This window comes from Phyllobacterium sp. OV277 (assembly GCF_900104355.1).
In the GTDB taxonomy this organism is placed as follows: Bacteria; Pseudomonadota; Alphaproteobacteria; order Rhizobiales; family Rhizobiaceae; genus Phyllobacterium.
The window spans coordinates 901,268-920,274 of record NZ_FNIY01000001.1; the positions used below are offsets into that span (position 1 = coordinate 901,268).

Annotated in this window: 18 protein-coding genes; 11 read left to right on the top strand and 7 right to left on the bottom strand. The window is 56.4% G+C overall.

What is annotated here, in order from left to right; genetic code table 11:
- The first annotated feature begins 118 nt into the window (after window positions 1-118).
- Both BLU05_RS04425 and BLU05_RS04430 read left to right on the top strand, forming a co-directional pair.
- A complete protein-coding gene (locus BLU05_RS04425; RefSeq protein ID WP_091877969.1) occupies window positions 119-1,519 on the top strand; it encodes a TrkH family potassium uptake protein in 1,401 nt (466 codons plus the stop codon).
- A 114-nt stretch (window positions 1,520-1,633) separates the two neighbouring features.
- Window positions 1,634-2,104, top strand: coding sequence for an Lrp/AsnC family transcriptional regulator (locus tag BLU05_RS04430; RefSeq protein ID WP_091877970.1), 471 nt, complete (start codon window positions 1,634-1,636; stop codon window positions 2,102-2,104).
- Window positions 2,105-2,131: 27 nt separating this feature from the next.
- Here BLU05_RS04430 and BLU05_RS04435 read toward each other — a convergent pair whose 3' ends face one another.
- From BLU05_RS04435 to greA, 3 genes are read right to left on the bottom strand one after another with little or no spacing between them, the layout of a single operon-like run.
- Window positions 2,132-2,860 carry a glycosyltransferase family 25 protein gene (locus BLU05_RS04435; protein WP_091877971.1) on the bottom strand — a complete coding sequence of 243 codons (729 nt, stop codon included), beginning with the start codon at window positions 2,858-2,860 and terminating at the stop codon, window positions 2,132-2,134.
- Entirely contained in the window at window positions 2,860-3,957 is a 1,098-nt protein-coding gene (locus tag BLU05_RS04440) for a glycosyltransferase family 4 protein (protein WP_091877972.1), read from the bottom strand. Before BLU05_RS04440 ends, BLU05_RS04435 begins: the two co-directional genes overlap by 1 nt.
- A complete protein-coding gene (gene greA / locus BLU05_RS04445) occupies window positions 3,929-4,402 on the bottom strand; it encodes a transcription elongation factor GreA (protein ID WP_091878512.1) in 474 nt (157 codons plus the stop codon). The genes BLU05_RS04440 and greA overlap by 29 nt, the downstream gene beginning before the upstream one ends.
- Before the next feature lie 287 nt (window positions 4,403-4,689).
- Here greA and BLU05_RS04450 point away from each other — a divergent pair, with 287 nt between their 5' ends.
- The 3 genes from BLU05_RS04450 to BLU05_RS04460 all read left to right on the top strand — a co-directional run bounded on the left by BLU05_RS04450 (window position 4,690) and on the right by BLU05_RS04460 (window position 7,895).
- Entirely contained in the window at window positions 4,690-5,820 is a 1,131-nt protein-coding gene (locus tag BLU05_RS04450; protein ID WP_244518190.1) for a PQQ-dependent sugar dehydrogenase, read from the top strand.
- Between the two features lie 93 nt (window positions 5,821-5,913).
- Window positions 5,914-6,801, top strand: a complete 888-nt coding sequence (locus BLU05_RS04455; RefSeq protein ID WP_091877974.1) for a DMT family transporter — start codon at window positions 5,914-5,916, stop codon at window positions 6,799-6,801.
- A gap of 113 nt (window positions 6,802-6,914) precedes the next feature.
- The gene (locus BLU05_RS04460) at window positions 6,915-7,895 is read left to right on the top strand and encodes an extensin-like domain-containing protein (RefSeq protein ID WP_091877975.1); all 981 of its coding nucleotides are present in this window, start codon (window positions 6,915-6,917) and stop codon (window positions 7,893-7,895) included.
- Window positions 7,896-7,901: 6 nt separating this feature from the next.
- Here the strand turns inward: BLU05_RS04460 and BLU05_RS04465 are convergent, their stop codons facing one another.
- Complete coding sequence (locus tag BLU05_RS04465; protein ID WP_091877976.1) at window positions 7,902-9,086, bottom strand: low temperature requirement protein A; 1,185 nt, start codon at window positions 9,084-9,086, stop codon at window positions 7,902-7,904.
- Between the two features lie 211 nt (window positions 9,087-9,297).
- On the opposite strand from BLU05_RS04465, the gene BLU05_RS04470 reads away from it, so the two are divergent.
- Complete coding sequence (locus BLU05_RS04470; RefSeq protein ID WP_091877977.1) at window positions 9,298-9,714, top strand: VOC family protein; 417 nt, start codon at window positions 9,298-9,300, stop codon at window positions 9,712-9,714.
- Here the strand turns inward: BLU05_RS04470 and BLU05_RS04475 are convergent.
- Window positions 9,711-10,055 (bottom strand): acyl-CoA thioesterase, encoded by a 345-nt coding sequence (locus BLU05_RS04475; RefSeq protein ID WP_091878514.1) that lies wholly within the window; start codon window positions 10,053-10,055, stop codon window positions 9,711-9,713. The two genes, BLU05_RS04470 and BLU05_RS04475, sit on opposite strands and share 4 nt — an antisense overlap.
- Window positions 10,056-10,279: 224 nt before the next feature.
- Here BLU05_RS04475 and BLU05_RS04480 point away from each other — a divergent pair, with 224 nt between their 5' ends.
- The 4 genes from BLU05_RS04480 to uvrB all read left to right on the top strand — a co-directional run bounded on the left by BLU05_RS04480 (window position 10,280) and on the right by uvrB (window position 16,152).
- Window positions 10,280-11,476: a mandelate racemase/muconate lactonizing enzyme family protein gene (locus BLU05_RS04480; protein ID WP_091877978.1), complete on the top strand. Its 1,197-nt coding sequence runs from the start codon at window positions 10,280-10,282 to the stop codon at window positions 11,474-11,476.
- Between the two features lie 140 nt (window positions 11,477-11,616).
- The gene (locus BLU05_RS04485; RefSeq protein WP_091877979.1) at window positions 11,617-12,786 is read left to right on the top strand and encodes an alpha/beta hydrolase; all 1,170 of its coding nucleotides are present in this window, start codon (window positions 11,617-11,619) and stop codon (window positions 12,784-12,786) included.
- 139 nt (window positions 12,787-12,925) lie between these two features.
- Complete coding sequence (locus BLU05_RS04490; protein WP_091877980.1) at window positions 12,926-13,183, top strand: SemiSWEET family sugar transporter; 258 nt, start codon at window positions 12,926-12,928, stop codon at window positions 13,181-13,183.
- Window positions 13,184-13,329: 146 nt separating this feature from the next.
- A complete protein-coding gene (gene uvrB, locus BLU05_RS04495; RefSeq protein WP_091877981.1) occupies window positions 13,330-16,152 on the top strand; it encodes an excinuclease ABC subunit UvrB in 2,823 nt (940 codons plus the stop codon).
- 253 nt (window positions 16,153-16,405) lie between these two features.
- Here the strand turns inward: uvrB and BLU05_RS04500 are convergent, their stop codons facing one another.
- Window positions 16,406-16,984, bottom strand: a complete 579-nt coding sequence (locus tag BLU05_RS04500) for a TetR/AcrR family transcriptional regulator (protein ID WP_091877982.1) — start codon at window positions 16,982-16,984, stop codon at window positions 16,406-16,408.
- Window positions 16,985-17,101: 117 nt separating this feature from the next.
- On the opposite strand from BLU05_RS04500, the gene BLU05_RS04505 reads away from it, so the two are divergent.
- Complete coding sequence (locus BLU05_RS04505) at window positions 17,102-18,406, top strand: MFS transporter (protein WP_091877983.1); 1,305 nt, start codon at window positions 17,102-17,104, stop codon at window positions 18,404-18,406.
- Window positions 18,407-18,430: 24 nt separating this feature from the next.
- On the opposite strand, the gene BLU05_RS04510 is transcribed toward BLU05_RS04505, so the two are convergent.
- A complete protein-coding gene (locus tag BLU05_RS04510) occupies window positions 18,431-18,988 on the bottom strand; it encodes a CGNR zinc finger domain-containing protein (protein WP_091877984.1) in 558 nt (185 codons plus the stop codon).
- Window positions 18,989-19,007 lie beyond the last annotated feature (19 nt).

A 19,007-nucleotide genomic window follows, 5' to 3' on the forward strand; every position in this document is an offset into this window, starting at 1 on the left:
GGCGCATTGTGACACCTGTCAGAACCGGTTATGAAATATTCTCATGTCCATCTCGCCAGCCTGAGGTCCGCTCATTTTTCGCACCATCATCAATATTTGCGCGCGATTTGGCTTGGTCATGGCCGCAGCCATGCTGATTCCGGCCGCTGTTGATCTGCATATCGGCAACCGGGACTGGATCGCTTTCGTTCAATCGGCCATTTTCACCGGCGTTCTCTGCGGTCTGATTGCACTTGCCACCAACAACCCCGAGATACGCTTCACCCCGCGTCTTGGCTTTCTGCTGATCGTCGCTGTGTGGCTGACGGCCGCTGTGCTTGGCTCCCTGCCCCTGTATTTTTCCACCCTGCCGATCAGTTTTGCCAAGGCATTCTTCGAATCCATGTCCGGCATCACGTCAACAGGAGCGACGGTGCTGACGGGATTGGATGCAATGCCGCGCGGCATCCTGCTCTGGCGCTCCCTGCTGTGCTGGTTCGGCGGTTTCGGTTTCGTCGGCTTGGGGCTCTTGCTTCTGCCATCACTACGCGTCGGCGGCATTCAGCTGCTGCACATGGAATCCTCGGATAAATCAGAGAAAATCCTGCCGCGCATCCATCAGATCGCTACAGGGATTATCATTGCCTATGTCAGCATGACGGTGCTGTGTACTATTCTTTATTTCGCCGCCGGCATGGGCATGTTCGATGCGGTTAATCACGGCATGACGACGGTTGCGACTGCCGGCTTTTCTACCCATGACTCATCCCTCGGTTTTTACGCCCATAATCGGGCGATCCTCGTTATTGCCACCGTGTTCATGGTGCTCGGTGCCCTGCCGTTCGTGCTCTATATCAAGGCCGTGATGCCGCAGCGCCTGACTTCACTGGCCGATCCGCAGGTGACACTGTTCTTCATCATCGTGATCGGCCTAAGCTTCTTTCTGGCCGTGGGTCTCACGCTCGAAACCGGTATCGGCTTTGGTGACGCGCTGATTGCCGCGTCCTTCAACCTTGTATCCGTCATTTCCACCACGGGTTTTGCCACCGAAGATTACACGCGCTGGGGATCGGAAGCGCTCGGCATCTTCTTCATCGTCACATTCATTGGCGGCTGCGCCGGGTCCACCTCGGGCGGCATCAAGCTCAATCGTCTGATTATTCTCTGGCAGCTCGCCTCCGCCAGCCTGACGCGGCTGATCATGCCCAATGCCATTGTCAAAATGCGCTATGGCCGCTCGGAAATCAGTCAGGAAGTCGCCCAATCGGCGCTGCTGTTCATTTTTCTCTACATGGCATCGCTGGTTATCGGCGCCACGGCTCTTGCCATGCTTGGCAATGATCTGGGCACATCAATCACCGGCGCCCTCACGGCGCTTTCCAATGTAGGCCCCGGTTTTGGCGATACAATCGGTCCCGTTGGCAATTTCTCGACGCTCGGAGACCCTTCCCTGCTTGTTCTCAGCTATCTGATGCTGGCGGGACGGCTTGAGATTATCACCATCGTTATTCTGTTTACACGCCGCTTCTGGAGCAGATAGGTCCATGCTATGTACCGAACCTGTTTGTAACTGGATGCGGATGCATTACACAGCGACAGGAATCGCCTATGGTGCTTACCGCAAGCGCCTTTTTGACAGGGATATAATCAGACCATGCCTTTGAAGGCGGACTTGGACGAGATCGACTGGAAAATCCTGAAACAGCTTCAGGATAATGGCCGCATCACCAATGTGGAGCTTGCCGAACGCGTCGGCATATCGGCGCCGCCCTGTCTGCGCCGCGTGCGCAAACTGGAGGAAAGCGGGATTATTCAGGGCTATAGAGCCATTCTGAATGGCTCCATCCTTGGTCAGGATATTGTGGCATTCTGCATGATCCGGCTGCACCGGCAGTCCGATGCCGACCTGAAAAGTTTTGCTGAAAAGACCAAAGGCTGGACGATTGTCCGCCGCGCATGGATGGTATCAGGCGAGTCTGACTTCCTGCTGCATTGCGTGGCCAGCGATATCAGCATCTTCCAGAATTTCGTCATCGAAGACCTGACGGCAACGCCCAATGTGGATTCGGTGCGCACCTCGCTTACAATCCGTTCGGTCAAGAACGAACCGCTGATGGTGCTCTAGAACGGTCCTGTCTTTGACAGAATCGTTCTAACCGCGAATTTTCGAATAGAGAAACAAGAGAACCCGGTAATAGGGCCTGAGCACTTCGCGCTTCAGCTTGTCCAAAAGCGTCTTCTTGCCCTGAACCACCGTGCCGCCAAGATTGAAATCAATCTCGCGAATGGTGATGGGCCGCGCCGAAAGCACCCGCACCGGATGCAACCAGCGCATTTGCAGCGTGGTGTCCACAGGTCGGTCGAACCGCTCCGTCGCCGCAAGCAAGGCAATCGCCGCCTCACGACCAATCAGTTGCATCTGCATACCCAAACCCGGCAGTTTAGGCTGCATGATGGACATATCGCCCGCACGGACAACCTCGCCGCCCACTTCACCCCGTGGCCAACGGGGAAAGCGGATATAGTCCGCAGGCTTGATTGTCTCGACAGCCAGTTTCAACTGTTCTGCGAAACCCGCATCAATATCGACATCATCCTCGATGACCAGACCGGCATCAAGATTATCGTCGACAATCGCTTGCCACGCCTTTCGGTGCGAGAGGAAACAGGCAATCTCGGTGATACGCAAGTCGAAGGGATAAACAGGGAAATGCAGCGATTTCCGGCTGTAAACCGCCGCAATATCACTCTTCCCAAGCTGCTGCGCATCAACAGCGTCGATAATCTCTGATTTGATTGGCAGCCGCTGCATCAGTGCGTGGACATGCTCACCACGTTTTTCGGCGCGCTTCAGATGGATGATGAAAGCCGAAACTTTCATTACCCGGCCCTGCTATTGCTGCCAAATAGCCGCTCATACACGGTGAGAATTTTGGCTGCCTCGTTCTGCAAGGGAAAATTCTCCCTGACATGCTCAAGACCTGATTTACCGGCCTCTTCGCATTTATGCGGATCGGCCAGATAGCGCTCAATTGCCTGTTCCAGTGCCGGGCCATCGCCAGCCGGAACCACCATACCCGAGGCGCGGTCGACCATTTCCGCATAGGCACCCGCATCGCTGGTGACAACCGCCGTTTGCGAGGCCATGGCTTCAAGCGGCGTCAGGCCAAAGCCTTCATTGCGCGAGGGCGCGACATAGAGCGTCATGCGGCGGTACCAGAGCTTTACGTCAGGTACTTCGCCCAGAAAAATCAGGCGATCCTGCAATCCGGCTTTGGCAATCTTCTCGCGCAGGGCCTGTTCGAAGCCCTTATGCTCGGCAGTTGTCCGCCCGGTCATCACAGCTGTCCACTCAGGGTAGCGCGGCAACAGGCTGATCATCGCATCAACGAAAAGATCAGTTCCCTTGGAATGCCGGATACGCCCGGAACAGCCAACGAGATATTTGCCCGGCAAACCCGAGGCGGCAAATGCGTCTTCATTCGTCACCGGCGGATGGAACATCTCGGTATCCACGCCGTGCATGATGACCGTATGCGACACTTTGAGAAAGCTGCCCGACTTGGCGCTGGTGGCGATGACGGCATTCATCCGCCGGATCAGCCATTTGGTGAAAGGCTTGTGATCGCGCTGGGCGGCTGAGGTAAACAGCAGGCGCAGCTTCATGCGCAGCACATGGCGCAGGAAGATACCCGCAATCATTTCATTGTTGCGACGGGCATGCCAAATTCGAAAAGGTCGGGTCTTTGGTTTGAACCAGAGTCCGGGCAGCGAACGCCACCCGATCTTTGGCAAAGTGTCGGGAAGACCCGGTCCCATGGCAACGATATCGAGACCGTTTGCCCTTTGCAGCGGAATAAGCTGCACGATAGTCGAGGTGACCCCGGAAAGCTTGCGCTTGAAGTTCGGGGCGATCACCTCAACGTTATCAACTGGTTCCAGCACGATATCAGGCGAACTTGAATCCGACGATTTCATAGGAACGGGCGCCGCCCGGTGCATTGACCTCGATCGTGTCGCCTTCGCTTTTGCCGATCAGGGCGCGGGCGATGGGCGAGGAAATGGAAATGCGGCCGGCTTTCGGATCAGCTTCCTGATCGCCGACGATCTGGTAGATCTTCTTGTCTTCCGTATCTTCGTCGATCAGCTGCACGGTGGCACCAAACTTGATCTTGTCGCCTGACAATTTCGAGATATCGATGATCTCGGCATGCCCGATATAGCCTTCCAGCTCGCCAACGCGGCCTTCATTGTGGCTCTGGGCTTCCTTGGCGGCATGATACTCGGCATTTTCCGAAAGGTCGCCATGGGCGCGCGCTTCCGAAATGGCCAGAATGATACGGGGCCGCTCTTCTTGCTGGCGCCAGCGCAACTCTTCCTTGAGCTTGTCAAATCCGCCTTGAGTCATCGGGACCTTTTCCATGCCCTCTCCTTTCGCAGTCAGTGTCAAATGCGCGCCGCCGGGGCCGCGCGACACAAAAAGAAAACGGTCACCGAAGCTCAAGACTTCGGAACCGTTCAGTCATCAGTCGTTTAATATAGCATTCTTTCCGGCGATTTCACGAAGAAAGTAGAAAATGTCGCGGATTACCCTGTTTGAAGTGCGAACCACAACGGTCACGCGAGTGTGATTGAGTGTGAAAAGACCGGGGCGGCACAATACTTCACACTGCTTTCGACAAGATGGGACAAAACAGGGAGGACGCAGTGCTGAATCGAAAGAGCATATTGGCCGTTGGGTTCACATTTCTGCTTTGCACCACCCTGCCGCTTTCCGCTGCCAATTTCAAAACCGAAAAGGTTGATATCACCACCGAAACAGTCGCTGAGGGACTGGAGCACCCGTGGGGACTTGCGTTTCTGCCCGACGGCGCGCTGCTCGTGACGGAGCGAACCGGGAGCCTGCGGATCGTCAGGAATGGCCGGACATCGCAACCGGTTGCCAATGTTCCCGAGGTCGTCGCTGCCGGTCAGGGCGGGCTGCTTGACGTGGCGCTCGCGCCGAACTTTTCCACGAGCGGAACGATTTACTTCACATTTTCCGAACCCGGCAAAGGCGGTGCTGGCACAGCGCTGGCGAGCGCCAAGCTCATACGCGGCGAAAACAGCAACAGGCTTGAGAATGTCAAAATCCTCGTCTCGATGAACAAGAAGACGACAAAAGGCCAGCATTTCGGCTCGCGGATTGTCATTGCGCCCGACGGCAAACTGTTCGTGACCATGGGCGAGCGCGGCGAGCAGGATCGTGCACAGGATTTCAGGGATCAAGCGGGTTCGGTCCTTCGCATCAATGCAGATGGTTCTATTCCATCAGACAATCCATTCGCCGATGGGAAGAAAGGGCTTCCGGAAATCTGGTCCAAAGGGCATCGCAATCCGCAAGGTGCCGCTTGGGACTCGCTGACAAAATCACTGCTGGCTGTCGAACATGGCGCAATGGGCGGTGACGAGGTCAACCAGCCAAAGCCCGGCAGGAACTACGGCTGGCCGGTCATTTCCTACGGCAAGCACTATTCCGGAGCCAAGATCGGCAAGGGCACCAGCGCCGCAGGCTATGAGCAACCGCTCTATTATTGGGACCCGTCCATCGCTCCGTCAGGATTGGCAATCTATCAAGGATCAATGTTCCCGGAATGGCAAGGCGACCTTCTGGTCGGATCGCTTAAATTCGAGTTGCTATCGCGTTTGGACAGGGACGATAAGGGTGCATTTACCGGCGAGGAACGGATGTTCGACGGCGCGTTCGGGCGCATTCGCGATGTCAGGGTTGCACCTGATGGTTCCGTCTATCTGTTAACCGATGAGGCCAATGGCAAGATCATCCGTCTGACCCGCGGCTAGTGGTGAGTGCTCTTGAAGTCGCCCACGACAACCGGTAGAGCAAGGCGCGGGCTCAAATCCTTGGGATGACCGCACATATTCTGTGGATTCATCATGACGCAAGGCCGTGCCAATCTGTTGCTGCTTTTCGCAGGCGCCATCTGGGGCCTCGGATTTGTTGCGCAGGCCAGCGCCGTCGGCAATGTCGGCGCCTTTCTGTTCATCGGATTGCGCTTTGGTCTGGCGAGCCTCACGGTCGCGCCGCTGGCAATCCACGAAGCACGGCAAGCCAAACAGCCTCTGGCCCTCAAAGACTATGGCGGATTCATCTTTATCGGATTGTTTCTATCAGTCGGGTCCGTTCTGCAGCAAATCGGCCTTGCCACCACAACTGTCACCAATTCCGGCTTTCTGACCGGCCTTTACGTGGTGATGGTGCCCATTTTCGGTGTCATGCTGTTCTGGAATTGGCCGAGCCCTATTGTATGGCCCTGCGCCCTGACAGCGCTTGGCGGCATTTATCTGCTATCCGGCGGGCAGCTTGGCAATCTGACGACCGGTGACTGGCTGACAATCCTCTGTGCCGCCTTCTGGGCGCTCCAGATCATCTTTATCAATCGTCTTGCCCATGAAAACGGCCGGCCCTTCATGCTTTCCCTCGTGCAGTTTCTTACCTGCGCTGTGTTCGGCATCACGATTGGCCTGTTCACCGAGCCGTTCAACCTGCCATCCATCATGCTGTCATGGCCCGCCATTCTCTTCGGCGGCGTGTTCTCCTGCGGCATTGCCTTTACCCTGCAGGCAGTGGGACAGCGCTATACCAGTGCGCCACAGGCCGCGATCATGCTTTCCTCCGAAGCCCTGTTTGCGGCACTTTTCGGCGCCATCCTGCTTGGCGAGCGCCTGACATTCCACGGCGTTATCGGTTGTGCGCTGATATTCATCGCCATGATAACGGTCGAACTCGTACCGGCACTCCGTAACCGTACGGATGCAGCGTAAAAAAACGCCTCGGAATCACCACATAGGTTAATCCGAGCGCTGACCTTTCCTTTACATTTTGGCTTTATTTTATCGCATCGACGCTTGATTTCAGGCGAAAAGGATGTGGTGACATGAGTTTTGCGTTGTCGTCCGCCGTACCCTTGCGGCGCCTTTCGACCGTCTTTGTCCTGTGCACGGCAACCGCGCTCAGCGCCTGCGGCATGGGCGATGTCAGGCGTCCGCAAGCCAATGTCGGCCATGGCTCCAGCACAACAGAAAGCGACACCTATATCGCCGAGGCTCCGCCCGCGGACACAACCACCGATACGTCCATTGCTGATAATTCTCTGGCTGGTGAAGAAAGCCGCGTTGCAAACAATGAGGTAGATCAGCCCGCGGCAAACGAGCAAAGCCCTCCCGCCGAACAGAATCTTGCAGCCGAACAGCCCGTTATGACGGAGGAAAACCACGCGGTGGCAAGCAATCAACAGAATTATGGCTATGCGGGCGGCAACCTTCGCGATCCTGTTTCCCGCAATGAAAGCCGTTATGGCATGCCCGCAAGCGAAGTTGCCTGCCGAACACAGCTCAAACAGCTTGGCGTCGTTTTTCAGGAGCGCGCGCCCATCAATGATGGCGGCGTCTGCCGCATCGACAATCCGCTCAACGTCAGCGGCTTTGCCAGCGGGCAAATCCGGCTGAAACCGAGCGCAACCCTGAATTGCCAGATGACCTTGGCCTTCGCCCGCTGGGTCAAAGGTGATCTCTCACCGTCAACGCGGCTGCGCTATCTCTCCGGCGTCAACACCATCCATCAGGCATCCAGCTATTCCTGCCGGACCATGAGCAACCGGCGCGGTGCCAATATGTCTGAACATTCCAAGGGCAATGCGCTGGATATTGCAAAAATCACCCTGAACAATGGCACGGATATCAAGGTGCAGAAACCGGGCTTCTTCGCTTTCCGCCAGCGTGGATTGCTCAACAATGTTCGTTCCGACGCCTGCGATTATTTCACCACGGTGCTTGGACCCGGCTATGACATTTTCCACAAGGACCATTTTCACTTCGACCTCATGCAAAGGAGAAATGGTCATCGGGCCTGCCGTTAGTCCGCCCTAGTGATGGGCCGGTTCTTGAACCCGGCCGATATATTCCCAGATTGTCACGACGATGAGGATCAGGCTGGTGGCAGCGCCAAGCACCAGCGGAGAAAGCGCACCACCTGCAAACGCCAGAACCGCGCATAGCACTAGTCCTGCGATGTGAGACAGTGGCGGCCTGCCCTCGACATAGCCCTTGAACAGCAGATTACCGATCAGATAGAGCGCCGTGCCGCCGATGGAGGTCCACAGGACAGCGGGTGCAGAATGGCCGGTCGGGTGCGCCAAGATCAGCTCATCTGAAACCGCCACAACGATAATACCCGCCACCAGCAACACATGGATATAGGTATAGGCAACACGGGCGATGCGGCCCGGATCATCCGTCGAAGCGATTTTATGGTGGGCGCGCAACTGCCCGACATTGAAGTAGATCAGCCACATTGCCACCGAGGCGACAAAGGTGGTCAGGAAGGCCGAAAACGAAATAAACGTCCATTCCTGCTCGGCGAACGTCGCACCGGAAACGAGAATGGATTCGCCTAATGCGATGATGATGAACAGCGCCGCCCGCTCGGCCATATGGTCGCCGTCCACATCCCAGTCTGTCGTGGACGAAGCGCCAAGACCCGGCGTGCGAAAACCCATCGCCGGTCCCGCAATCTCGATCAGCAGGGCAATGAGCCAGAAATATACCCGGTTTTCCGGCTCGGCCAGACCACCTGTGATCCAGAATATGCCTGACATGGTCAGCCAGATCGAGATACGGACAAAGTTGATATAGTTGGAGCGATTGTGGTGACGCATCGCCCACATCATGAAGAGTGAGCGGCCAAGCTGCATCGTGACAAACGCCATGGCAAAAACCAGTCCGCGCCCGGCAAAAGCCGTGGGTATCGAGGTTGATAGTACCAGCCCCGCCAGCATCAGCACGAAAAGCATGACCCGGACGGGCGGTGTTGTCGGGTCAAGCCAGTTCGTGACCCAGGCCGTATAGACCCACACCCACCAGACTGCCGCCAGCAGCAGCGTGCTTTCGCCGAGCCCCTTGAGGCTGAGATCATGCAGCAGAAAATGCGAAATCTGGGTGATCGCGAACACAAAGACGAGGTCGAAGAACAGTTCGACGAAATCGACCTTTGCACTATCGCCTTCACCGCGCTTACGCGAATAGTTCCGGATTGCCCCAGATAATGTCATTTGCCGCCCTCAAATATCCCATCCGCACAAATGGTGCCTGATACAGCGTTTTATTCCAAGCTTTTTAGGGTGTTAACCCACAGCCAGTTTATCTCCACCCATCACCATATTCGAATGAAGGTGCATGAACACTCCTGACAAAACACCCTTGTCATTGGCGGGTCAGCTGCCTTTAATGCTGGTAAATCCCAACCTTCAGGAAAGGCCTACCATGCGCTTTACCGATCGCTACCCGATCATCGTCACCGACAGAAAAGAGGCATGCCGCGATTTCTGGATACGGCATCTCGGCTTTACCAGCGGCTTTGACAGCACATGGTTCTGCTGGCTTTCAGGCGAAGATCACACGGCTTCCATCGCCTTTATGACGCCGGATCATCCATCAGCACCGCCCGGCCCGGAAAGCTTTGGCGGCAAGGGCATGTGTTTTGAATTGCAGGTGGAAGACGCCGCCGCGGCATATGAAAAAATCGTCGCCACAGGATTGCAGGTCGAATATCCACTCACCGACGAACCTTTCGGCCAGCGCCGTTTTGGCTTTCACGACCCGTCGGGGCTTTGGATCGACATTGTCGAACAGATCGATCCGCAAGCCAATTTCTGGGACAAATATATGATCGGCGGCTAGCCCTTTGTCTCAGGCGGCACTGGCGTTGGATTGCCCGATGAATCAAGTGCCACCATGACGAAATCCGCATGGGTAACGCGTTCCATCAGATCGGAAAGATAGCGCTGTGCCCATGCCTCCACCTTCAGGGTGATGGATGTGCGCCCGACACGCTCGATATGGGTGTAAACACACAGCGTGTCGCCGATCTTGACCGGCTTGGCAAAAGCCATCTCTTTTACAGCCGCCGTCACCACGCGACCACGCGCCCGCTCCGCCGCCCGAATCCCGCAGGACAAATCCATCTGCGCCATAACCCAGCCGCCGAAAATATCGCCAGCTGCATTGGCATCCGCTGGCATGGCGAGCGTACGCAGGGTCAGTTCGCCGATTGGCTTGGTTTCTTCAGTCAATTCCGGTCTCCGTAGCAAATCATCTGCATTGATGATGCAGTGCAATAGAGGCAATGGAAAGACCTTGCGTGCAAGAACTGTCAGAAAGCCGACATGCCGGGTCGCTGCACGGTTTTTGACATCACCGCCCACTCGCTTAGGGTCGCAATGACAGTGAACGACCGGAGCAGGCCATGAAAATCACCGATGTAAAAACCTTTGTCGTCGGCAATCCCCCGCCCTCGTTCGGTGGCACATGGTTCCTCTTTGTCAAACTCACCACCGATTCCGGCGTTGTTGGCTATGGCGAAGCCTATAATTCGACCGTCAGCCCACAGGTCATGCGCAAGGTGGTCGAGGATGTGGCAGAACGCTGGCTGATTGGCGAAGACCCACATCATATTGAGCGATTCTTTCGCCGTGCCTATTCCGGCGGGTTCACCCAGCGCCCTGACGTGACCATCATGGGCGCCGTGTCGGCACTCGAAATGGCCTGCTGGGACATTATCGGCAAGGAAGCGGATAAACCCGTTTATGAACTGCTGGGCGGGCGGGTGCATGGGCGGCTGCGCAGCTACACCTATCTCTACCCGAAGCCCGAGCTGGGCGAGACATCGGCGATCTACTGGAATGCCGAAGCCTCGGCGGAGCGCGCCGCCGAATATGTGGCCGAAGGCTATACGGCGGTAAAATTCGATCCGGTCGCGCCCTATACTTCTTTCGATCCGCGTCAGCTTTCGCTCGAACAGCTTGATCTCGGAGAAAAATTCGTCCGCCTCGTGCGTGAAGCGGTTGGCTCGAAGGCCGACCTCCTGTTCGGTACGCACGGCCAGATGACGCCCACCAGCGCCGTAAGACTGGCAAAGCGGCTTGAGCCCTATGACCCGCTCTGGCTGGAAGAACCTGTTCCGCCTGATATGCCTGAAAACATGGCCTATGTGCAGCAACACACCTCCATCCCCGTTGCGGCGGGCGAACGTCTGACGACGAAATACGAGTTTCAGCGGCTGCTGGTGAACCGTGCTGCCAATATCCTGCAAATGAATCTCGGGCGCGTCGGCGGCATTCTTGAAGCGAAGAAAATTGCTGGCATGGCCGAGACATTCCATGCGCAGATCGCGCCGCATCTCTATTGCGGGCCGATTGTCGGCGCTGCCAATATCCAGCTTTCTACCTGCAGCCCCAATTTCCTCATTCTCGAATGTATTCAGGCTTTCGGCGGTTTTCATGCGGAAATTCTCAAAAAGCCCATTCAATGGGAGGAAGGCTACATCATTCCGCCAACAGCGCCGGGCCTCGGGGTGGAACTGAATGAAGCTGTAGCCGAAGCCCACGCCTATGACGGCCATGAACTGCATCTGAACATGGGCCGCGACCCGTTGATCGTCTGACGAAATGGGTGGTTCCATTGTTGGAAAATTGTCACGCTGGTCAGTGATCAGCGTGACAATTCCATGTCGATGGATGCTTTTAGGTTGCGGTGCGGTCTAAATACTGGTTCTAACTCTGGAATGCAGTTCGGAGTGCGATCATGAACGTTTCCCGCTTGTCGGCCTTTCTGCTCGTCATGCTTGTGCTGACAGGCTGCGGTGGTCGCGCCGTGCTTGGCCTTACCTCCCAGAATATCGTCAAGGCCAATGCTGCCGTGCCGTCCCCCGTGCTGAACGATAAAACAGGTCCGAAAGCGGTCATTCCGATTTTCGTTGCAACAAGCCGTGAGCGTTCGGACAATCTCTCCCTGCCCTATTCATCGAAACGCTCCGTATCGCTCAATTTTGCCCGTGTTGATGTGGGTATTCCGCCCAATCACAAAAGCGGCGAAGTGGAAAAGAGCAGCAGCAAGCCCAATCCGGCCCGCGATTTTGCCGCCACAGCCTTCCAGCCCTATGGCGACAAACGCGTCTTCGTTGACAAGATCAACGCGGAACTGGCCAAGCGGCCGGCGGGCCAGCGCGAGCTTTTTGTTTTCGTCCATGGCTACAACAACAATTTTGCCGACAGCGTTTTCCGTCAGGCACAGTTTGCCTATGATTATGGCCTTCCCGCCGTAGCGGTCCAATATTCCTGGCCATCGGCAGGTTCGCTCGGCCTCTATGTCTATGATCGCGACAGCGCCACCTATGGCCGTGATGGTCTGGCTGAACTCCTGCAACTTGCTGCATCGACCAAGGCGACAAAAATCCTGCTGGTCGGACATTCCATGGGCTCGTTCGTGGTTATGGAAGCCCTGACAAAACTGGCGCAAACCGGTCATCGCGATGTTTTCAAACGCTTTTCTGGCGTAATGCTGGCCGCGCCGGATATCGATATTGATGTGTTCAAGAGCCAGGTTGCCGATATCGGCACGCTGCCCAAGCCCTTTACCGTTCTTGTGTCCCGCGCTGACACGGCGCTCAATTTCTCCGGCCGCATTACCGGCGGGCACCCGCGCGTTGGCGATGGCAGCAGTATTGCCGTGTTGCAGAAACTCGGCATCGTCGTCCTTGACGCGTCGGATCTGGATGGCGGCTCACATGGCGTCTTTGCCAGCTCGCCAACACTGATGAACATGGTGCGGAGCGGGCAGCTGTCGCAGAAGGTACTCGATGGTGACGAAACGCCTGCCGGACAGTCCGTTCTGGCCGACGGAACCTCTGTCATAACGGGTGCCGCATCCCTTGTGATTTATTTGCCAGCCCGTCTTCTGGGTGCCGTTCAATAGTCGGCGCGCAAAAGACACGCGATCAACAATCCGCGATATAAATTTTTATCGCTGCTAGCCGGTTACGTCATGATTTCGCTGTATTTTTTCGAAGAATCTCCTCATATTTCAATTCTCTCATTTTCTGAAAGTTTATTCCGTGGATCAGCATATCGAGCTTGTGGGTAGCCTCGCTGCCTTGATCACCACCCTGTGCTGGGTTCCGCAGATCATCAAGATCGTACGGTACCGGGAGACTGGCAGTATTTCGCTGGTCACCAACGTTTCCTTGGCGCTTGGTGTCCTGCTTTGGCTGTTTTATGGCGTCATGATCAGTTCGTGGCCGGTCATCGCCGCAAATGGTGCTACGCTTCTGCTTATTCTGACCATCCTCGGGCTGAAACTGCGCTACGGTTGATCGGGTTTTCGAGCCTATAGCTCGGACTATTCCAGCCTCGCCCCTGACATTCCTACTGACAACCTTATGTCAGTAGCCTGTCGCTTCGGGTGACTTTTGCAGAGTTGGGTCTTTCCATTTCGCCGGACTCCCACCATATTCAACCCATGGTTAAATCTCCTGACAAATATAACGCAGATGGTTTCGGCGAAGCGCCGCAGTCTGAACTGGAAGGCACACCGCTTTCCGGCTCGATCAGCGATTGGGCCAAACAGATTTCTGAGGAAACCGCCAAGGCAAAGCCCAAACCGGTAAAGCCGAAGAAGACGGCTGCCAAGGAAAACAGCAGTTCCAGAACGTCGCGCGGCACATCCATTGGCGGATCGAGCGATCCCAAGACGCGCGCTGCTGCCGGGCTAAACCCCGTCGCAGGGCTCGATATTGCGCTTGAGGATGTGGGTAGTCTGCCCGCCGGAGGAGCAACGGCAACGGTTGCCGCCCTGTCGGCACTGATTGAAAGCGGCAATCCGCTTTTCAAGAACGGCATGGCCTGGCAACCGCATCGCCCGGCCCGCCCGTCAAAATCCGAAGGCGGTATCGCCATTCGCATGGAAACGGATTTCACACCATCGGGCGATCAGCCAACGGCCATCCGCGATCTTGTCTCGGGCATCGCCGATGACGACAAGACGCAGGTGCTGCTCGGCGTCACCGGCTCGGGCAAGACCTTCACCATGGCCAAGGTCATCGAGGAAACCCAGCGCCCGGCACTGATCCTTGCGCCCAACAAGACATTGGCGGCGCAGCTTTACGGGGAGTTCAAATCCTTCTTCCCCAACAATGCGGTCGAGTACTTTGTTTCCTACTACGATTATTATCAGCCGGAAGCCTATGTGCCGCGCTCGGATACCTTCATCGAAAAGGAATCGTCGATCAACGAACAGATTGACCGGATGCGCCACTCCGCCACCCGTTCGCTGCTGGAACGCGATGATGTGATCATCGTCGCGTCCGTATCCTGCATTTACGGTATCGGATCGGTCGAAACCTATACGGCCATGACCTTCGAAATGAAGATCGGTGACCGGCTCGATCAACGCGCCCTGCTCGCCGACCTTGTGGCGCAGCAATATAAGCGCCGCGACATGGATTTCACACGCGGTTCGTTCCGGGTGCGCGGCGATACAATTGAACTGTTCCCAGCCCACCTTGAGGACAGGGCCTGGCGCATTTCCATGTTTGGCGACGAGATTGAGACAATCACTGAATTCGACCCGCTGACCGGCCAGAAGACCGGCGATCTCGGCCAGGTGAAGATTTACGCGAATTCGCACTATGTGACACCGCGCCCGACGCTCAATCAGGCCATCAAGTCGATCAAGGAAGAGCTAAAACATCGTCTTGTCGAGTTGAACGAGGCTGGTCGCCTGCTGGAAGCCCAGCGGCTGGAACAGCGCTGCACCTTTGATCTTGAAATGCTTGAGGCGACAGGTTCCTGTGCTGGCATCGAGAACTATTCGCGCTATCTGACCGGCCGCAAGCCCGGCGAGCCGCCGCCCACTTTGTTCGAATATATTCCAGATAATGCGCTTGTCTTCATCGATGAAAGCCATGTGACCGTTCCGCAGATTGGCGCCATGTACAAGGGCGACTTCAGGCGCAAGGCAACGCTGGCCGAATATGGCTTCCGCTTGCCCTCATGCTTGGACAATCGTCCGCTGCGCTTCGAGGAATGGGACGCCATGCGTCCGCAAACCGTTGCCGTTTCCGCCACCCCCAGCAATTGGGAAATGGAAGAGGCAGGCGGTGTGTTTGCCGAACAGGTTATTCGCCCGACAGGTCTGATCGATCCGCCTGTTGAAGTGCGTCCGGCGAAATCACAGGTCGATGATGTTCTCGGTGAAATCCGCGAGACCTCGGCAAAGGGCTATCGCACGCTGGTCACTGTTCTGACCAAGCGCATGGCGGAAGACCTGACGGAATATCTGCATGAACAGGGCATTCGCGTGCGCTACATGCATTCGGATATCGACACGCTGGAGCGTATCGAGATCCTGCGCGATCTCAGACTGGGTGCATTTGATGTTCTCGTTGGTATCAACCTCTTGCGCGAAGGTCTGGATATTCCCGAGTGCGCATTTGTTGCCATTCTCGACGCTGATAAGGAAGGTTTCCTGCGCTCGGAAACGTCCCTGATTCAAACCATTGGCCGTGCCGCCCGTAACATTGACGGCAAGGTTGTCCTTTACGCCGATCACATCACCGGTTCGATGGAACGCGCCATGGCGGAAACCAGCCGCCGCCGCGAAAAGCAGGAGGCCTATAACACCGAACACGGGATTACGCCCGCCAGCATCAAGAAGAATATCGGCGATATTCTCAACAGTGTTTACGAGCGCGATCATGTTCGTGCGGATATTTCCGGCTTTACTGATTCCGGCGCGATGATGGGGAACAACCTCAAATCGCACCTCGAACATCTGGAAAAGCAGATGCGTGTGGCCGCCGACGATCTCGACTTCGAAGTGGCCGCAAGACTGCGCGACGAAATCAAGCGTCTGCGCGAAACGGAACTCGCTATTTCAGACGATCCGATGGCGCGCGAGGTGGAACTGGAAAGCCCCGTTTCCGGCCGTACCAAAGGCAGGCACAATGCCGGACGAGCCATGCACCGTGTGGTTACGGATGAGAACAGCGATCCAAACTCGCCGCTGTTCCGCAAGCCGCATCTGGATGAAATGGGCGGCGATTCCACCCGGCCTCTGGGTGGCGGTCAGTTCCGCAAGAACACGCTGGATGAGATGACCGTGGGCCGGACAGAGAAACCTGTTCGCGGCGCTGTTCCGGAAAAGCCAGCAAATCCCGGTGCCACCAACAAAAATGACGACGCCATTATCAGGCGCGAGCGCAGCGGTATCGGTTCCTATGAAGATGCCAATGACGCGCGTAAAAAACGCCGTCCGGGGAAAACGGGACGTCCGGGGCGGTAGTTTTGGGCTTATGACGGTGTGTTGCACCACTTATCGCGCGTGGTTCGACAGGCTCACCATGAGGGAGATGGGTGGGTTGCAAGGATAATCGCCAGCATTGCGGAACATCGCGAAGGTTGCAGAACTTGGTTCCCTGCAACCCTCACTCTCCCTCATGGTGAGCCTGTCGAACCACGCGGCAGGGTTATGCAATCCTTTGAATCATCGACATAAATGGCATTGATATCCCCTTCAACCGGAGATATCCCACACCCTATTCCGTCTCTCTCCCAAACGCTGCTTCACCAATCCTGTTGATTTCTTTGGCAAATTCCGGATCGTCCACCGCGTGGGACAGAACGACTGTTCCCACCAGTCCGGCCATAACAGCAATGGCTTTCTCCCGTTGCTTGGCTTTTGTATTCCCGGTCACGGCGTTGATCAGAATATCGAGCAGCGCCTTTGTTCCCTCGGTAAAGCGCGAGCGCACAGGGCCACCACGGCGGGCAATATCCGGTGCAAGAGCCGCCATCATGCAACTGCTCATTTTGCCCTCGCCATGCGCGTCACCGGTCAGGTAGGACTTGGCGATCGCCGCAAGGGCATTATTCGGAGCGCCCTCGGAAAGGCTCGTCCATTTGCGGACTGACAGCGCCATGGCAGCTTCGCAGGCCTCGGCAATCAGATCATCCTTTGAATCGAAATGGCCATAGAAGCCACCATGCGTAAGCCCGGCGCTTTTCATGACGTCGGCAACGCCGATTCCATCAAAGCCCTTTTCGCGGAACTGCTGCCCCGCGATCTGTACAATGCGGGCGCGGTTCTGAGCTGCCTGGTCCCTGCTGACGCGCATGAAACATTCCTTCAAAAAAACTGCATTGACAATTTATATGATGACCGTCATCAATAGTCAATGATGATGACCGTCATTTAAATCAATTGTCTATACTCGCCCATCGGGGAAACGAACATGATTTCTTCACCACTTGCCGCGACCCTCGCCCGACGCAATATCCATTATGGCTGGGTGGTCGTTGCCGTCACCTTTCTCACCATGCTTGTTACCGCGGCGGCTGTTGGCGCGCCGGGGGTACTCATCGTACCACTCGAAAAAGAGTTCGGCTGGACCACGGAACAGATCGCAACCGCCTTTTCCATTCGTCTGCTCCTGTTCGGCCTGATGGGTCCGTTTGCCGCCGCTTTCATGAACTATTTTGGTGTGCGTAAAGTTGTCTGCGTGGCGCTCGCACTCATCGCAGGTGGCTCGTTTCTATCCCTCGGCATGACCGAAATCTGGCAGCTTATCCTGCTATGGGGCGTCGTGATCGGCTTCGGCACCGGCTTGACCGCCATGGTGCTCGGCGCAACCGTTGCCACGCGCTGGTTTACGGAGCGGCGCGGGCTTGTGCTTGGCATGCTGACCGCAAGCTCGGCGACCGGCCAGTTGGCCTTCATGCCACTTATGGCCTCCATCAGTGAAAATTACGGCTGGCGTGCCGCCACCATGATGGTCTGCGCCCTGCTCGCCGTCGCTGCGGTTGCGGTATTCCTGCTGATGCGCGACCGTCCATCGGATGTCGGCTTGCCGGCCTATGGCGAAAACGAAGTAACGAAAACTGCTCCGGTAACGGGTGGACTTTTGAGTCTGATCATTATGCCGATCACCACGCTCAAAGAAATCTCCCGCAGCAGCACGTTCTGGGTCCTGTTCGCTACATTCTATATCTGTGGTGCGAGCACCAACGGTCTCATCCAGACACATTTTGTGGCGCTTTGCGGTGATTACGGCCTCGCCGCGGTGACGGCGGCCAGCGTGCTTGCCATGATGGGCTTCTTCGATTTCTTTGGCACAATCGGTTCCGGCTGGCTGTCCGACCGCGTCGATAATCGCTGGTTGCTATTCTGGTACTATGGCCTGCGCGGTGCCTCGCTGCTCTTTTTGCCTTACAGCAACTTCTCCATCTACGGCCTGTCGCTGTTCGCCATGTTCTATGGATTGGACTGGATCGCCACCGTACCGCCAACCGTCAAACTGGCAACCGATCGTTTTGGCCGCGAAAAGGCCGGTATGGTGTTCGGCTGGGTCTTTGCCGGTCACCAGCTTGGAGCCGCATCTGCTGCCTATGGCGGCGGTTTTGCCCGCACGGAATATGCAAGCTACCTGCCTGCATTTTTCACCGCCGGTATTCTCTGCTTCATCGCAGCCTTGCTCGCTTTGACCATCAAGAAAAGCAGCAAGAGCGACGTTGTCGGTGAACCAGCCGTCGCGCACTAAGCGCGACGGGAACAACAAGCCATCCTATTGAGCAACGCGCGCGCGGCGACCGGCAGCTTTGGCCCGGTTGCCGCAGGCTTCCATGCTACACCAGCGGCGCGTGTGGTTCTTGCTGGTGTCATAGAACATGATGCAGCACCGCTCATTGCTGCATTTGCGGACATTCGTGCCTTCGGTGGCAACGAACCGGGCAAAATCACTGGCAATATCAGCCAGAACGCGCTCAGGCCCCTCGGTAACCGGCATCGAGCGGGTTGCCCATCCGCTTCCTGATTTTTCCAGAACTGTCGCGACAGGATGATCCGCCATGCGCCGGTTGATATCGGCGATAAAAGCAGGATTAAGCGCGGTGCCCGCAGACAGATCATTTGCCGCCGCGCGCAACTGTTCCCGAAACAATCGTGTTTCAGTCAATGCCGCGTCAAAGCCATGCGTCGCATGTTCATCAGCCGGAATATCCGCCGCCCTTGCCCATTGCATAAAAGCATCGCCGCCGCCGATGAGGTCAACAAGCTCGCCGTCGATGATCTGTGTGTTGACGAAATCCAGCCAGAGGGCATTGCCCAGAAAAATAAACGACATCGCATTTCCTTTCGACTCC

Excerpts from the sequence above, each read along its gene's own strand:
- BLU05_RS04425 (WP_091877969.1), top strand. The coding sequence starts at position 119 with ATGGCCGCAGCCATGCTGATTCCGGCCGCTGTTGATCTGCATATCGGC.
- BLU05_RS04430 (WP_091877970.1), top strand. The coding sequence starts at position 1,634 with ATGCCTTTGAAGGCGGACTTGGACGAGATCGACTGGAAAATCCTGAAA.
- BLU05_RS04435 (WP_091877971.1), bottom strand. The coding sequence starts at position 2,860 with ATGAAAGTTTCGGCTTTCATCATCCATCTGAAGCGCGCCGAAAAACGT.
- BLU05_RS04440 (WP_091877972.1), bottom strand. The coding sequence starts at position 3,957 with ATGAAATCGTCGGATTCAAGTTCGCCTGATATCGTGCTGGAACCAGTT.
- greA (WP_091878512.1), bottom strand. The coding sequence starts at position 4,402 with ATGGAAAAGGTCCCGATGACTCAAGGCGGATTTGACAAGCTCAAGGAA.
- BLU05_RS04455 (WP_091877974.1), top strand. The coding sequence starts at position 5,914 with ATGACGCAAGGCCGTGCCAATCTGTTGCTGCTTTTCGCAGGCGCCATC.
- BLU05_RS04460 (WP_091877975.1), top strand. The coding sequence starts at position 6,915 with ATGAGTTTTGCGTTGTCGTCCGCCGTACCCTTGCGGCGCCTTTCGACC.
- BLU05_RS04465 (WP_091877976.1), bottom strand. The coding sequence starts at position 9,086 with ATGACATTATCTGGGGCAATCCGGAACTATTCGCGTAAGCGCGGTGAA.
- BLU05_RS04470 (WP_091877977.1), top strand. The coding sequence starts at position 9,298 with ATGCGCTTTACCGATCGCTACCCGATCATCGTCACCGACAGAAAAGAG.
- BLU05_RS04475 (WP_091878514.1), bottom strand. The coding sequence starts at position 10,055 with ATGCCAGCGGATGCCAATGCAGCTGGCGATATTTTCGGCGGCTGGGTT.
- BLU05_RS04480 (WP_091877978.1), top strand. The coding sequence starts at position 10,280 with ATGAAAATCACCGATGTAAAAACCTTTGTCGTCGGCAATCCCCCGCCC.
- BLU05_RS04485 (WP_091877979.1), top strand. The coding sequence starts at position 11,617 with ATGAACGTTTCCCGCTTGTCGGCCTTTCTGCTCGTCATGCTTGTGCTG.
- uvrB (WP_091877981.1), top strand. The coding sequence starts at position 13,330 with ATGGTTAAATCTCCTGACAAATATAACGCAGATGGTTTCGGCGAAGCG.
- BLU05_RS04500 (WP_091877982.1), bottom strand. The coding sequence starts at position 16,984 with ATGCGCGTCAGCAGGGACCAGGCAGCTCAGAACCGCGCCCGCATTGTA.
- BLU05_RS04505 (WP_091877983.1), top strand. The coding sequence starts at position 17,102 with ATGATTTCTTCACCACTTGCCGCGACCCTCGCCCGACGCAATATCCAT.
- BLU05_RS04510 (WP_091877984.1), bottom strand. The coding sequence starts at position 18,988 with ATGTCGTTTATTTTTCTGGGCAATGCCCTCTGGCTGGATTTCGTCAAC.